Origin of the sequence: Microbacterium sp. 22242 (assembly GCF_052045495.1) — a bacterium.
Lineage (GTDB): Bacteria > Actinomycetota > Actinomycetes > Actinomycetales > Microbacteriaceae > Microbacterium.
The window spans coordinates 53,755-67,245 of sequence record NZ_JBQEOZ010000008.1; the positions used below are offsets into that span (position 1 = coordinate 53,755).

At 72.1% G+C, this 13,491-nt stretch carries 13 protein-coding genes; 7 read left to right on the plus strand and 6 right to left on the minus strand.

Translation table 11 applies throughout. The features are described from left to right. Positions 1-127 precede the first annotated feature (127 nt). The 4 genes from ACTJJZ_RS10515 to ACTJJZ_RS10530 form a co-directional block, all read right to left on the minus strand. A complete protein-coding gene (locus ACTJJZ_RS10515; protein ID WP_440721132.1) occupies positions 128-703 on the minus strand; it encodes a dihydrofolate reductase family protein in 576 nt (191 codons plus the stop codon). Positions 704-998: 295 nt separating this feature from the next. Next, positions 999-1,706 carry a phosphoribosylformylglycinamidine synthase subunit PurQ gene (purQ, locus tag ACTJJZ_RS10520; RefSeq protein ID WP_440721133.1) on the minus strand — a complete coding sequence of 236 codons (708 nt, stop codon included), beginning with the start codon at positions 1,704-1,706 and terminating at the stop codon, positions 999-1,001. Further along, entirely contained in the window at positions 1,703-1,951 is a 249-nt protein-coding gene (gene purS, locus ACTJJZ_RS10525; RefSeq protein ID WP_440721134.1) for a phosphoribosylformylglycinamidine synthase subunit PurS, read from the minus strand. Before purS ends, purQ begins: the two co-directional genes overlap by 4 nt. A gap of 143 nt (positions 1,952-2,094) precedes the next feature. Next, complete coding sequence (locus ACTJJZ_RS10530; RefSeq protein WP_440721135.1) at positions 2,095-2,616, minus strand: adenine phosphoribosyltransferase; 522 nt, start codon at positions 2,614-2,616, stop codon at positions 2,095-2,097. A 425-nt stretch (positions 2,617-3,041) separates the two neighbouring features. Between ACTJJZ_RS10530 and ACTJJZ_RS10535 the strand changes: the two genes are divergently transcribed. The 4 genes from ACTJJZ_RS10535 to ACTJJZ_RS10550 all read left to right on the plus strand — a co-directional run bounded on the left by ACTJJZ_RS10535 (position 3,042) and on the right by ACTJJZ_RS10550 (position 7,893). Next, on the plus strand, positions 3,042-4,499 hold the full coding sequence (locus tag ACTJJZ_RS10535; protein ID WP_440721136.1) for a GH1 family beta-glucosidase: 1,458 nt from the start codon (positions 3,042-3,044) through the stop codon (positions 4,497-4,499). Positions 4,500-4,503: 4 nt separating this feature from the next. Continuing rightward, on the plus strand, positions 4,504-5,589 hold the full coding sequence (locus tag ACTJJZ_RS10540; protein ID WP_440721137.1) for a LacI family DNA-binding transcriptional regulator: 1,086 nt from the start codon (positions 4,504-4,506) through the stop codon (positions 5,587-5,589). Positions 5,590-5,974: 385 nt separating this feature from the next. Continuing rightward, on the plus strand, positions 5,975-7,270 hold the full coding sequence (locus tag ACTJJZ_RS10545; protein ID WP_440721138.1) for a sensor histidine kinase: 1,296 nt from the start codon (positions 5,975-5,977) through the stop codon (positions 7,268-7,270). After that, entirely contained in the window at positions 7,267-7,893 is a 627-nt protein-coding gene (locus tag ACTJJZ_RS10550; protein WP_440721139.1) for a response regulator, read from the plus strand. The genes ACTJJZ_RS10545 and ACTJJZ_RS10550 overlap by 4 nt, the downstream gene beginning before the upstream one ends. A gap of 98 nt (positions 7,894-7,991) precedes the next feature. Here the strand turns inward: ACTJJZ_RS10550 and ACTJJZ_RS10555 are convergent, their stop codons facing one another. Together ACTJJZ_RS10555 and ACTJJZ_RS10560 are read right to left on the minus strand one after the other, a co-directional pair. Next, on the minus strand, positions 7,992-9,338 hold the full coding sequence (locus ACTJJZ_RS10555; protein WP_440721140.1) for a uracil-xanthine permease family protein: 1,347 nt from the start codon (positions 9,336-9,338) through the stop codon (positions 7,992-7,994). A 136-nt stretch (positions 9,339-9,474) separates the two neighbouring features. Further along, positions 9,475-10,365 (minus strand): phosphoribosylaminoimidazolesuccinocarboxamide synthase, encoded by an 891-nt coding sequence (locus ACTJJZ_RS10560; protein WP_440721141.1) that lies wholly within the window; start codon positions 10,363-10,365, stop codon positions 9,475-9,477. Positions 10,366-10,479: 114 nt separating this feature from the next. Between ACTJJZ_RS10560 and ACTJJZ_RS10565 the strand changes: the two genes are divergently transcribed. The 3 genes from ACTJJZ_RS10565 to ACTJJZ_RS10575 all read left to right on the plus strand — a co-directional run bounded on the left by ACTJJZ_RS10565 (position 10,480) and on the right by ACTJJZ_RS10575 (position 13,352). Continuing rightward, positions 10,480-11,055, plus strand: coding sequence for a GNAT family N-acetyltransferase (locus ACTJJZ_RS10565; protein WP_440721142.1), 576 nt, complete (start codon positions 10,480-10,482; stop codon positions 11,053-11,055). Between the two features lie 100 nt (positions 11,056-11,155). Further along, positions 11,156-11,764 (plus strand): PadR family transcriptional regulator, encoded by a 609-nt coding sequence (locus ACTJJZ_RS10570; protein ID WP_440721143.1) that lies wholly within the window; start codon positions 11,156-11,158, stop codon positions 11,762-11,764. A 121-nt stretch (positions 11,765-11,885) separates the two neighbouring features. Then, a complete protein-coding gene (locus ACTJJZ_RS10575) occupies positions 11,886-13,352 on the plus strand; it encodes an MFS transporter (RefSeq protein WP_440721236.1) in 1,467 nt (488 codons plus the stop codon). Positions 13,353-13,491 lie beyond the last annotated feature (139 nt).

Sequence of the window (13,491 nt, forward strand, 5' to 3'; positions counted from 1 at the left end):
GACCTCACGTCCCCCGCGCCCCCCGGGCCCCTGACGCCTCCCGGTCCCTGAGCCTGTCGAAGGGACCTCCCGCCCTCCGGTCCTTCGTGCCCCCGGTCCCTGAGCCTGTCGAAGGGGCCTCCCGATCTCAGCGCCGCACCGAGTAGCGGTGCATCGTCACGCCCTCGTCGAATGCGGCCTGTTCGAGCAGGTCCAACTGCACGGGCCGGTCGCCGGCCTCGTCGAACAGCGGCCTGCCGGATCCGAGGATCGCGGGGTGCGTGAACAGCAGCAGCTCGTCGAGCAGGCCCGCCCGCAGGAGCGCGGTCGCGAGGTTCGCACCGCCCACCCCGATGTCGCCGTCCGTCGACTCCCGGACCTCGGCGAGACGGGCGATCGCGTCCTCGCCGATCACCCTCGTGTTGTACGGCGCCTCCGACCGGGTGTGCGAGACCAGGATCTTCGGCTTGTCCGTCCAGATCGCGCAGTACTCCTGCAGGAACGCCGGCAGCGACGTGTCATCGCGCGCCGCCGGCCAGAACGCCTCCATGATCTCGAACACGCGCCGACCCTGCACCATGAGCGTCAGCTCACGCGCCCGCCGGTTGAACTCGAGATGCAGCGGCTCGCCGATCCGCATCCAGTCGCCGCCGCCGTTCTCGCCCGCGGCCGCCTCGATCCGCAGATCCAGGGACACGTTCATCCAGTACACGAAACGGCCCATGCGCTCCTCCGCTCCTCGGCTTCGAGGTCACGCTAGCCCGGTGCGTCCGCGGGTCGCAACGGATCCGGAGCGACACGGATCCCCGTGCTGCGGATCCGGATCCGCCCGGGCGGGAAGCCCCCGCCGGGCCGCACAATCACCCCCTCCAGCGTCCACACCTCCCCGCAGTGACGTAACTCAGAGGGGGTGAAGACGCTACGAGGGGGTGCGACCAGATGCGGAGCCGATGGGCACCCGAGCCCCGATGGGTACCCGAGAACGGACCGGGGGCCCGGTCAGCCCGAAAGCGGACGGATCAGGCCGCGACGCGGGCGACCGCGGCGATCGCGCTCGTGAAGAACGGCAGGCCGTCCACGCCGCTGCGCATGGCGGCGGTCGTATCCGGGCCGAAGCCGGGCTCGGTCGCGTGCTCGGGGTGCGGCATCAGGCCGACGACGTTGCCCGCCGGGTTCGTGAGGCCGGCGATGTCGCGCAGGGATCCGTTCGGGTTCACGCCCGCGTAGCGGAACGCGACCAGGCCCTCGCCCTCGATGCGGTCGAGCGTCTCGTCCGAGGCGATGTAGCCGCCCTCGGCGTTCTTCAGGGGGATGACGATCTCCTGGCCGCGGGAGAAGTCGCGCGTCCACGCCGTGTCGGCGTTCTCGACCGTGAGTTTCTGGTCGCGGCGGACGAAGTGCTGGTGGTCGTTGCGGATCAGCCCGCCGGGCAGCAGGTGCGCCTCGACGAGCATCTGGAAGCCGTTGCAGATCCCGAGGATCGGCATCCCCTTCGCGGCCGCGTCCTTGACCTCGGTCATGATCGGCGAGAGCGCGGCGATCGCGCCGCTGCGCAGGTAGTCGCCGTAGCTGAAGCCGCCGGGCAGGATCACGGCATCCACGCCGTCGAGGTCGTGCGAGCCGTGCCAGAGGGCGACCGGCTCGGCGCCGGCGATGCGGACGGCGCGCTGCGCGTCGCGGTCGTCGAGGGATCCGGGGAACGTGACGACCCCGATCCGGACCGTCATTCGGCGACCTCGATGCCTACCACGTCCTCGATCACGGCGTTGGAGAGCACCTCTTCGGCGACGCGGCGGGCCTCGGCGAGCACGGCGTCGGTGACCTCGCCCTCTACGGTGAGCTCGAAGCGCTTGCCGATGCGGACGTCGCTGAACGCGGTCACGCCGGTGCGGGCGAAAGCTCCCGAGACGGCCTTCCCCTGCGGGTCGAGCAGTTCGGACTTGGGCATGACGTCGACGACGATGGTGGGCATGAACGGCTCCGGATGTCGCGGGCGGGGGCAGCGGCCAGTCTATCCTGCGGCCGTCGCCGTTCCTGCCGGTCCCGGCGCCAGGAGCATCCCGGGCGGCGCGGGAGGCGCAGCGGGGGACGCCGATCTCGCGGCGCGGGCGCCGGTCAGGACCGGAACACGGTGTGCACGTCTCCGACCACGTCCCGGCCGCCGAGCCCTTCGATCTCGAACAGCACCGAGATGCCGGCGACGACGTAGCCGAGCTCCTCGACGATCCGCCGGCCTGCGGCGAGCGTGCCGCCGGTGGCGAGCACGTCGTCGATAAGCAGGATCCGGGAACCGGCGGGCAGGTCCTCGTGCATCTCGATCGTCGCCGTGGCGTACTCCAGCGCGTAGTCGACCGCGGCGGCGGGGAGCGGGAGCTTGCCGGCCTTGCGGATCGGCACGAAGCCGGATCCGGCCTCGATCGCGGCGGCCCCGGCGAGGATGAAACCGCGCGCCTCGATGCCCGCGACGACGTCAAAGGCCCCGCGGAAGGGGGCGACCAGCGCCTCGGTCGTGGCCTGCAGCGCTTCGCGGTCGGCGAGCAGCGGCGTGATGTCGCGGAACAGGATGCCGGGCTGCGGGTAGTCGGGAACGGAGCGGATGAGGGACTCTGCGCGGACGAGCGCGGGCGAGGAGGTCACCGGTCCAGGGTACGCGTCGGCCTCGCCGGAGCATCGCCGGGTGCGTGTCTCCTGCCCTGACGCGCACATGCGGGACGGGCCGGGCGCCGCCATCCCGGGCGTCCAACCTGCGTGCGGAGCGCCGCCCACTCCGGGCGTCCAACCTGCGGGCGGGACGCCGCATCCCCGGGCGCGCTACCCCAGTCCGGCGCCTCCCGGGCGTGCGATGTGCGAAAGTCAGTCGATTCGGGGGCTGCGGTTCGCAAGACCGTCGTTGGAGCCCGAATCGACTGAGTTCGGAACTCGTCCGCGCTGTGACCACGGTGGTTGACAGCGTGGGAGCGCTCTCATATCCTGACTCGAACCTGATGGGAACGCTCCTGCGCACCCATCCGCCTCACCGCCCAGCTTCCCGCGCCACAGGCGCGACCGACCCAAGGAGCGCCATGACCGCGTCCGCCCGCCGCTTCCCCGACGGCTTCCTGTTCGGCGCGGCCACAGCCGCGTACCAGATCGAGGGAGGGGCCTTCGAGGACGGGCGCACCGCGTCGATCTGGGACGCGTTCGCCCGGGTGCCCGGCGCGGTGAACAACGGCGACACCGGCGACGTCGCCTGCGACCACTACCACCGCTACCGCGACGACGTGCGCCTGATGACCGAGCTGGGGCTGCAGGCGTACCGGTTCTCCACGTCCTGGGCCCGGGTGCGGCCCGACGGCGGCGCGGTGAACCAGGAGGGCCTCGCGTTCTACGACCGCCTCGTCGACGAGCTGCTCGCGGCGGACTCGGGCGAAGCCGGCGGGAACGGGATCGTCCCCTGGCTCACGCTCTACCACTGGGACCTGCCGCAGGCGCTCGAGGAGAAGGGCGGCTGGACGTCACGCGACACGGTCGACCGGTTCGTCGAGTACGCGCTCAGCGTGCACGACGTGCTCGGCGACCGCGTGCAGCACTGGACCACGCTGAACGAGCCGTGGTGTTCGTCGTTCCTGTCGTACACCGCGGGCGTGCACGCGCCGGGGCGCACGAGCGTCGAGGACGGGATCCTCTCCGCTCACCACCTGCTGCTCGCGCACGGCCGCACGATCGAGGCGCTGCGCGCCAGGGACCCCGAGCTCGACCTCGGGATCACCCTGAACCTGACGGTCGCCGATCCTGCGGACCCGGCCGATGCCGGCGACGTGGACGCCGCGCGCCGGATCGACGGGCAGTTCAACCGCTGGTTCCTGGATCCGATCCTGCGCGGCGCGTACCCGGCCGACGTGGTGGACGACATCCGCGCGGTCGACCCGATCGCGGTGCGCCGCTGGGCGAACGCGATCCAGGCCGGCGACCTCGACACGATCGCCGCGCCCCTGGACTGCCTGGGCATCAACTACTACCACGGCGAGATGCTCTCCGGATCGCCGCAGCCCGGCGGCGCCGGCACGCCGCACGACGGCGAACAGGGCGCCGTCGTGCGCCGCACCCGCTCGCCGTTCCCGGCCGCCGACGATGTGCACTGGGTGGAGCGGGGGCTTCCGCGCACGGGCATGGACTGGGAGGTGCAGCCCGAGGGGCTGACCAGGCTGCTGTGCCGCATCGGCACCGAGTACGCCCCCGGCCTGCCGCTCTTCGTCACCGAGAACGGCGCGGCGTACGACGACGTGATCGAGGGCGGTCAGGTCCACGACGCCGAACGCGCCGCCTTCCTGCGGGAGCACATCGCGGCGACCCACGACGCGATCGAGGAGGGCGTCGATGTCCGCGGCTACTTCGCCTGGTCGCTGCTGGACAACTACGAGTGGGCGTTCGGCTACAGCAAACGGTTCGGGATCGTGCGGGTCGACTACGACACGCAGGACCGGATCGTCAAGGACTCGGGCCGGGAGTACGCGCGGATCATCGCCGCGCGGGCGGTCTGAGCGCATGAGCGGGGGGAGCGGCGCACCCGGCCGGTCGCGTTCCGGAGCGGGCGATCCGGACGCCCGGACGGAGGATCCGGATCCGGCACGCGCGGGGCGCGCCACGATCGAGGAGGTCGCCACGGCGGCGGGGGTGTCCCGCTCGACCGTGTCGCGCGTCGTGAACGGCTCTCCCGCGGTGAGCCCCGAGGCGCTGACCGCCGTGCAGGACGCGATCGCGCGGCTCGGCTACGTGCCGAACCGCGCCGCCCGCTCGCTCGCCAGCCGGCAGACGCACGCGATCGCCCTGGTCGTGCCGGAGGACACCACACGGTTCTTCGGCGATCCGTTCTTCGCGGCAGTGGTCGCAGGCATCAGCGACAGGATCGGCCGATCCGACTACATCCTGAACCTGCTCATCGCGAGCGACGACCCGGACGGGCGGATGACCCGGTTCGTGCGTAACGGCGGCGTTGACGGCGCGATCATCCTGTCCCACCACACCAGCGACGCCTTCGTGGACCGCATCGCCGAGTCGGTGCCCGTGGTGTTCGGCGGACGCCCTGCGCGCGAGCGCGACACCGACCACGTCGTGGACGTGGACAACATCGCGGCGGCGAGGGCGGCGACGGAGCACCTGATCCGCGCGGGCCGGCGACGGATCGCCACGATCACCGGCCCGCCCTCGATGGCCGCGGCCGTGGACCGGTTGACCGGGTTCCGGCAGGCGCTCGCCGACGCGGGACTCGAGCCGTTCGCGGAACTGCCCGGCGACTATGCCGAGGGGGACGGCGCCCGCGCGGCGCTGATACTGCTGGCCGGCGCGGGCGAGCTGCCGGATGCGCTCTTCGTCGCGAGCGACCTGATGGCGCGCGGCGCGCTGCAGACCCTGCGCGCCGCGGGAGTGCGCATCCCGGAGGACGTCGCGATCGTCGGCTTCGACGATTCGCCGGTTGCGCTGTCGACCGATCCGCCGCTCACCACGATCCGCCAGCCGATGCACGAGCAGGGCGTCGCGATGGCGAGCGTGCTGATCGACCGCCTTCGCGGCGCCCACCCGCCGCGGCACACGATCCTCGGCACCGAGCTGGTGGTGCGCGGGTCGGCGTGAGCGCCGGGCCCGGTCCGCAGCGCCGGGCTCGTGGTCCGGGTCGGCGTGACGGCATGGCACCGGGCTGGCGGTCCGGGTCGGCGTGACGGCATGGCCCCGGGCTCGTGGTCCGGGTCGGCGTGACGGCATGGCACCGGGCTGGCGGTCCGGGTCGGCGTGAGCGCGGTTCGGCGTGACGGGCATGACCGTTCTCAGGATGGATTCGGCACGGGAGCCGGGAACCCGGCGTGTGGACGTGAACACGCGACGCTCGTCCTGAGAACGGTGCGACGCGAGTCCGTGCACGCGACTGGCGGCGCGAGTCCGTGCACGCGACGCGCGGCGCAACGGGGTCATGGCCGATCGGATGATGTGGGCCGGGTCTCGGCCTCTCTAGGCTGTGGCCATGGACGTCGAGGAGGGCATGCGAGACGGCGTGCGCGGGATCCTCGCACCGGTGCGCTTCGGACGGGCGCTGCAGATCGTGCTCATCGCGCTGGTCGTCGTCAGCGCGATCCGCTACCTGCTCCGGCACGGCGAGGGCGAGAACGCCGTGCCGGTGCTCGCGGGCGCGATCGTGCTCGCGGTCGCCGCGGTGCTGCAGACTCTGGTGCCGCGTCGCGGCGCGTGGCCTGCGGCGTGGACGCTCGTGGTGTGCGCGCTGTGGACCGGCCTGACCCTGGCCGCTCCCTCGTTCGCGTGGTGCGCGGTCCCCCTTGCGTTCGGGGTGCTGCAGATCCTGCCGTTCTGGCCGGCCACGGGCGTGGTCGCGGCGATGACCGCGGTGGTGATCGCGGCCGAGCTGCGGCTCGCGACGCTGTTCGATCCCACGCTCGTGGCGGGGCCGCTCGGGATCGCGTTCGCGACGATCGTCGCCTATCGTGCGCTGGATCGCGAGGCGACGGCGCGGCAGCAGCTGCTCGACGAGCTCACCGCGACCCAGGCCGACCTCTCCGCCGCGCAGCACCGCGCCGGCGCGCTCGCCGAGCGCGCACGGCTGTCGCGCGAGATCCACGACTCCGTCGGCCAGGACCTGTCCAGCATCAACCTGCTGCTGCAGGCGGCCGAGCAGGGCTGGGAGCGGCGCCCCGAGGCGGCGCGCGACCAGGTCCGTTCCGCCGCCGACACCGCGCGCTCCGCCCTCGACGAGGTGCGCCGCGTCGTGCGCGACCTCGCCCCGCGCGAGCTCGAGGGCGCCGCCGGTTCCCTTCCCGCGGCGCTCGCCCGCGTCGTCGCCGAAACGGCACGACGCGGGGTGGACGTGCAGTTCCGCAGCCACGGCACCGCGACCGAGGTTCCGCTGCCGGTGGCGTCGGCGATCATCCGGACGGTGCGCGGCGCCCTCGCCAACGTCTCCGAGCATGCGAAGGCCGGCCGGGCGGTGGTGAGCCTGACCGCTCAGCCCGACGAACTGCGCCTCGACATCCGCGACGACGGCGTCGGGTTCGATGCGCGGCCCTCCGCGATGGCAGCGCGCGCGGCGCAGCGCCGGCGTGCGGGCAGGGGGCAGGGGATCCCCGGCATGGCGGAGCGGATCGCGCAGCTCGGCGGCACGCTGCAGGTGGAGAGCGGTCCGGGGGAGGGGACGACGCTGTCCGTGGTGTTCCCGCGGGATGAGCCGGCCTCCGGCAGGGAGCGCCGGGCGTCCGATGACGAGCCGCGCGAAGTCCGCGGCGGAGGACCCCGGACGGAGGAGCGATGACGCTGCGGATCGTGCTCGTGGACGACCACCCTGTCGTGCGCGCGGGCCTGCGCGCCCTGCTCGAATCGGCGGAGGATCTCGTCGTCGTGGGCGAGGCCGCGAACGCCGACGACGCCTGCCGCTCGGTCGCGGAGCAGCGGCCGGACGTGGTGCTGATGGACCTCAGCCTCGGCGACGGGGAGGGCGGGATCGTCGCGACGGCGCGGATCCGCACGCTGCCGGATCCGCCCGCCGTGCTCGTGCTGACCACCTACGACAGCGAATCCGACATCCTCCGCGCCCTCGACGCCGGAGCCGCGGGGTACCTCCTCAAGGACGCCCCGCCCGCCGAGCTGTTCGCGGGGATCCACGCCGTCTCGCGCGGCGAGCCCGCGCTCGCGCCCTCGGTCGCCGCCGTGCTCATGCGCCGGGCCTCCTCGCCGGAGCCGCGCATGACCGAGCGCGAGGTCGAGGTGCTCGAGCTGCTCGCCGACGGTCTCGGCAACCGGGAGCTGGCGAAGACGCTCTTCGTCTCGGAGGCGACCGTGAAGTCGCACCTCTCGCACATCTACGCCAAGCTCGGCGTCGACACCAGGGCGGGCGCCGTCGCGGCCGCGATCGAGCAGCGCATCATTCGGCGCTGACGGCGTCGCCTCGGATGACGACGGCGCCCCGCCTCCTGGCGGGGCATGGCACAAGGAGCGGGAGCGCGCGGCCGCGCCGCTCGAGCCGCGGGCGAGCGTCAGGCCGGGTCGCCGCCCATCGGGCCGACCGCCTGCAGCGGCCGCGGGTCGTCGGCGCCCGACCTGCGCAGCCGGGCGATCGCGTTGCCGCCGTGGTAGACGACGATCGCCGCCACCGTGGCGATCACGATGCCGCCGAGCACGAAGCCGGAGTCCTTGATCGCGATCGAGAACCCGCCGACCGCGATCACGAGCGCGACGGCCGCGGTGTACTGGTTCACCGGGCGGGAGAAGTCGACGCGGTTGTCCACCCAGATCTTGATGCCGATCACGCCGATGAGGCCGTACAGGCCCGTGGTGATGCCGCCGAGCACCCCCGGCGGCACGGAGTTGATGATCGCGCCGAACTTCGGCGAGAGGCTGAGCAGGATCGCCGCGATGCCGGCGACCCAGTACGCCGCGGTCGAGTAGACCCTGGTCGACGCCATCACGCCGATGTTCTCGCCGTAGGTGGTCGTTCCGGATCCGCCGAACAGACCCGCGATGGTCGTCGAGACGCCGTCGGCGATCAGCGCCCTGCCGGTCTGCGCGTTGATCTCCGGATCCTCGACCATCGTCGCGACCCCGCGCACGTGACCCACGTTCTCGGCGATCAGCACGAGGACGACGGGCAGGAACATCGCGATCCCGCTCCACACGCTCGGGGTGCCGAAGTCGGGGAAGTGGAACGTCGGCAGGCCCACCCAGGCGGCCTTGTCGACCGCCGTGAAGTCGAGCTCGCCCTGGAAGCCGGCGAAGACGTAGCCGGCGATCACGCCGAGGAAGATCGAGATCCGGCCGAGGAAACCGCGGAACAGCACGGCGAACACGATCGTGATCGCGAGCGTGAACGTCGCGGTGACCGGGGACTTCGAGAAGTTGCCGTACGCGGCGCCGGCGAGGTTGAACCCGATCAGCGCGACGATCGTGCCCGCCAGCACGGGCGGCAGGAAGCGGTCCACCCACTTCACGCCGGCGACGTGCACGACGACGCCGATGACGGCGAGCAGCACCCCGACCGCGACGATGCCGGCGAGGGCGGCGCCGATGCCGCTGTCGCCGCCGACCGCGTGGGCGGCGGTCGCGGCGGTCACCGGGGCGATGAACGCGAACGAGGATCCGAGGTAGCTGGGCAGCCTGTTCCGCGTGATGAGCAGGAACAGCAGCGTCCCGACACCGCTGAACAGCAGGGTGGTCGGCACGGGGAAGCCGGTGAGGATCGGCACCAGGAAGGTCGCGCCGAACATCGCCACGACGTGCTGCACGCCGATCGCGATCGTGGCGGGCCAGCTCAGGCGTTCGTCCGGGCGGACGACGGCGCCGGGTTCGACGGTGCGTCCGTTGCCGTGGATGGTCCACAGAGCCATGAGTGTGCTCCTCGGGATCGGGGGAGGGGTTGCTGAAACCCTATCCTGGGCGTTCCCTGGGAAGCGGATCCGCCGCTCTCGGCGCGGACGGTGCGGTGCGGGAGCTGCGGCTCGGGGCTGGACACGCCCCGAGCGGTTACGCCGTCAGGCGCTCCAGCAGCTCGGCGTAGCGCGCGGCCGTCTGCGCCACCACCTCGTCGGGGAGCACGGGCGGGGTGCCCTGCTTGTCCCAGTGGGCGCTCAGCCAGTCGCGCACGATCTGCTTGTCGAAGCTCGCCATCCGCTCGGACGGGGTGGATCCGGTCCGCCACGACTCGGCGTCCCAGTACCGGGAGGAATCGCTCGTGAGCACCTCGTCGGCCAGCCGCAGCACGCCGTTCTCATCGACGCCGAACTCGAACTTCGTGTCGGCGAGGATCAGGCCGCGCTCCTCCGCGATCGCGGCGGCGCGGCGGTACACCGCGAGCGACACGTCGCGCAGCTGGGCCGCGCGCTCGGCGCCCACGAGCTCGGCGGTCCGCTCGAAGGTGATGTTCTCGTCGTGCTCGCCCATCGGCGCCTTGAACGCGGGCGTGAACAGCGGCTCGGGCAGCCGGTCTCCGTTCTGCAGGCCGGCGGGCAACGGGATCCCGCACACCGTGCCGCTCTGCTGGTACTCGGCCCAGCCGGATCCGGTCAGGTAGCCGCGCACCACGCACTCGATCGGCAGCATCTCCAGCGACATCGCGAGCATCGCGCGGTCGGCGACCTCGGCCGGGATCTCGCCCCCGACCAGGTGGTTCGGGATCGGATCCGCGCCCTCCGCTAGGCGGTCGAACCACCAGCGGCTGAGTGAGGTGAGCAGGGCGCCCTTGCGCGGGATCCCCGGCTCGAGGGCGAAGTCGAACGCGCTCACCCGGTCGCTCGCGACGACCAGCAGACGCTCGTCGGCCGGGTCCTCCGGCACGTACAGGTCGCGGACCTTGCCGGAATAGAGGTGACGCCAGCCGGGGAGTGCGAGGCCTGAGGAGGGGGAAGGAGTGCTCACCCGCCCATTATCGCGGTCACGGCTTGCCCCTCGTGTCCGTGGTCGTGGTCGTGGTCGTCGCGGGCGGAGCGCCGGCCGGCGCCGAACGTCGGAGGCCCGGAGTAGCGTGCGCGGGTGAGCACTCCTGCCGAGACCCGGACCGACCGGCTCCTCCTGCGCCGACCTGAGCCCGCCGATCGAGACGCGGTCTTCGCGATCAACGCGGATCCGCGCCTCTGGACGCACTTCCCGAGCCTGCGTCCGACCGAGCCGGCGCAGATCGACACGATGATCGAACGCTGGCTGCGCGGCTGGGAGAGCAGGGGGCTCGGATCCTGGGTGGTCCGGCTGCGGGAGACCGGCGAGGTCATCGGCAACGGCGGCTGCACGATGATCGGATCCGATCCGGACGATCCGGCCGCTCGTCTCTGGAACCTCGGCTACCGGCTCTCCGCGGATCATCACGGGCGCGGCCTCGCGACCGAGCTGTCGCGGGCGGCGCTCGCCGCGGCCGCACGGATCGCGTCTGACGTCCCCGTCATCGCGTATCTCGTCGCGCACAACCGCGCCTCCGCCGGGGTCGCGGAGAAGGTCGGGCTCCAGCTGGTGCACCGGGCTCCGGACCCGGGCAATCCGGATCCCTCCGTGACCCGGCTCGTGTACGCGGACCGGCCGCTCACGGCGGCGCAGCTCGCGACGGCGATGCGATGAACCTCGGGCGTGAGCGTCGCCTCCGGACTGGCGTCCCCGCTCCCGACCGCGTATAGTCCAACCCGTATAGTCCATGTGGACTAGTTGAGATGGAGTGATCGTGACGAATCCGGCGCTCACCCCGCTGGGGGTGATGGTGCTCGCGCTGCTGCGCGAGGGCGACATGCACCCGTACGAGATGGCGCGGCTGCTGCGTGCGCGCCGCGACGACCGGATCATCCCGATCTCCAACGGGACGCTGTACCACACGGTCTCCCGTCTGCACGGTCAGGGCCTGCTCGAGGAGGTCGGGGTCGATCGCGAGGGCAACCGGCCGGAGCGCACCACCTACGCCGTCACGCCCGCGGGCACCGAGGCCGTGCGCGAGTGGGTGCGGCGCGAGCTCGGCGGCACCCGACGGCAGACGCCGTTCCGCGTCGCGCTCGCCGAGGCCCACAACCTCGAGCGGTCCGAGGCGATCGACCTGCTCACGCAGCGGCTCGCGCTGCTGCGGCACGAGCTCGATGCGCTGAGCGAGGCGCTGCACGGCGCGAACGCTCGCGACGTGCACGAGCAGTACCTCCTCGAGCCCCTGCGGCACCGTCTGATGCTGCAGGCGGACGTCGACTGGCTCGCCTCCCTCATCCACCGGATGTCCTCCCCCGATTACGCGTGGGGACCGGATCCGGAACACCTTCCTGTCCACCGAAAGGCTCGTCAGAATGACTGATCCCTCCCGCGCCTCGGCGCGATCCGCCGAACCCATCGGCACGAACACCGGCACGTACGCCGTCGGCCACAAGCCGAAGAGCCCCTGGCCCGCCCTGTGGGCCCTGGTCATCGGCTTCTTCATGATCCTGGTGGACACCACGATCGTCTCGGTGGCGAATCCGGCGATCAAGGCGCACCTCGACCCGGCGACCAACAACCTCGACAACGTGGTGTGGGTCACCAGCGCCTACCTGCTCACCTACGCCGTGCCGCTGCTGATCACCGGCCGTCTCGGCGACCGGTTCGGCCCGAAGAACATCTACCTGATCGGCCTGCTCGTCTTCACGGGCGCCTCGCTCTGGTGCGGCCTGTCCACGACGCTCGTCGGGCTGGTCATCGCCCGCGCGGTGCAGGGCCTCGGCGCGGCGTGCATGACACCGCAGACCATGGCCGTGATCGCGCGGACCTTCCCGGCGCAGCGCCGTGGCGCCGCGATGGGCCTGTGGGGGGCGACGGCGGGCGTGGCCACCCTCGTCGGACCGCTGCTCGGCGGTCTGCTCGTCGACGCCGCCGGATGGCAGTGGATCTTCTTCATCAACCTCCCGGTCGGGGTCATCGGCTTCGTGCTGGCCTGGATCCTGGTCCCCAAGCTCGCCACGCACGAGCACCGTTTCGACGTCGTCGGCGTCGTGCTCAGCGCGCTGGGACTCTTCCTCATCGTCTTCGGCCTGCAGGAGGGCGAGAAGTACAAGTGGGGCGCCATGTGGGGGCCGATCACCGTCTGGGAGGTCATCGGAGCCGGCGTCGTCATCATGGCGCTGTTCCTCTGGCAACAGGCGAAGACGAAGACCGAGCCGCTGGTCCCACTCGACCTCTTCCGCGACCGCAACTTCTCCTGGTCGAACGTCGCGATCGCCGCCGTCGGCTTCGCGGTCACGAGTCAGGGCCTCCCCCTCATGTTCTATCTGCAGCTCGCCCGTCACCTCACGCCGACCCAGGCCGCGCTGCTGATGGTGCCGATGGCGCTGATCTCCGGTGGCCTGGCGCAGCCCGCGGGAAAGCTGCTGGACAAGGTGGATCCGCGCGTCATCCTGGTCCCCGGTCTCCTCTTCGTCGGGGCGGGCTTCCTGTGGTTCTCGCTGCTGATGAACGCGACCACGCCGATCTGGATGTTCCTGCTGCCGTCCGCCCTGCTGGGCATCGGCAACGCCGGCATGTGGGGTCCGCTCGCGACCACCGCGACGCGCAAGCTGCCGCCGCGGCAGGCGGGTGCGGGATCCGGCATCTACAACACCACCCGGACGATCGGATCCGTGCTCGGATCGGCCGCGATCGCCGCCTTCATGCAGGCGCGGCTGAACGATCACCTGCCCGGCGCGGACGGCGCCCCCGGCAGCATGGCGCAGAGCGGTTCCATGCCCCCGTTCGTGGTGGACGGCTTCTCGAAGGCGATGAGCGAGTCGCTGCTGCTGCCGGCCGCGGTCATGATCGTGGCGCTGGTCGCCTCGTTGTTCCTGACGCGGTACCGCGCGCCGGAGTCCGCAGCGGCTCCTGCGGACGGCGGGGCGGCCGGCTCCACGGCCGAGAGCACGTCCGTCGAGGGCTGATCCGCACCGGCGAAGAGGCGCCGCACCCCGCCCGGGTGCGGCGCCCTTTCGTGTGCGGTGGGGCTTCGTGTGCGGCGCCTCTTCGGGGCGGCGAGCCTTCGTGTGCGGCGCCCTTTCGTGTGCGAGGGGGCGGCGAGGC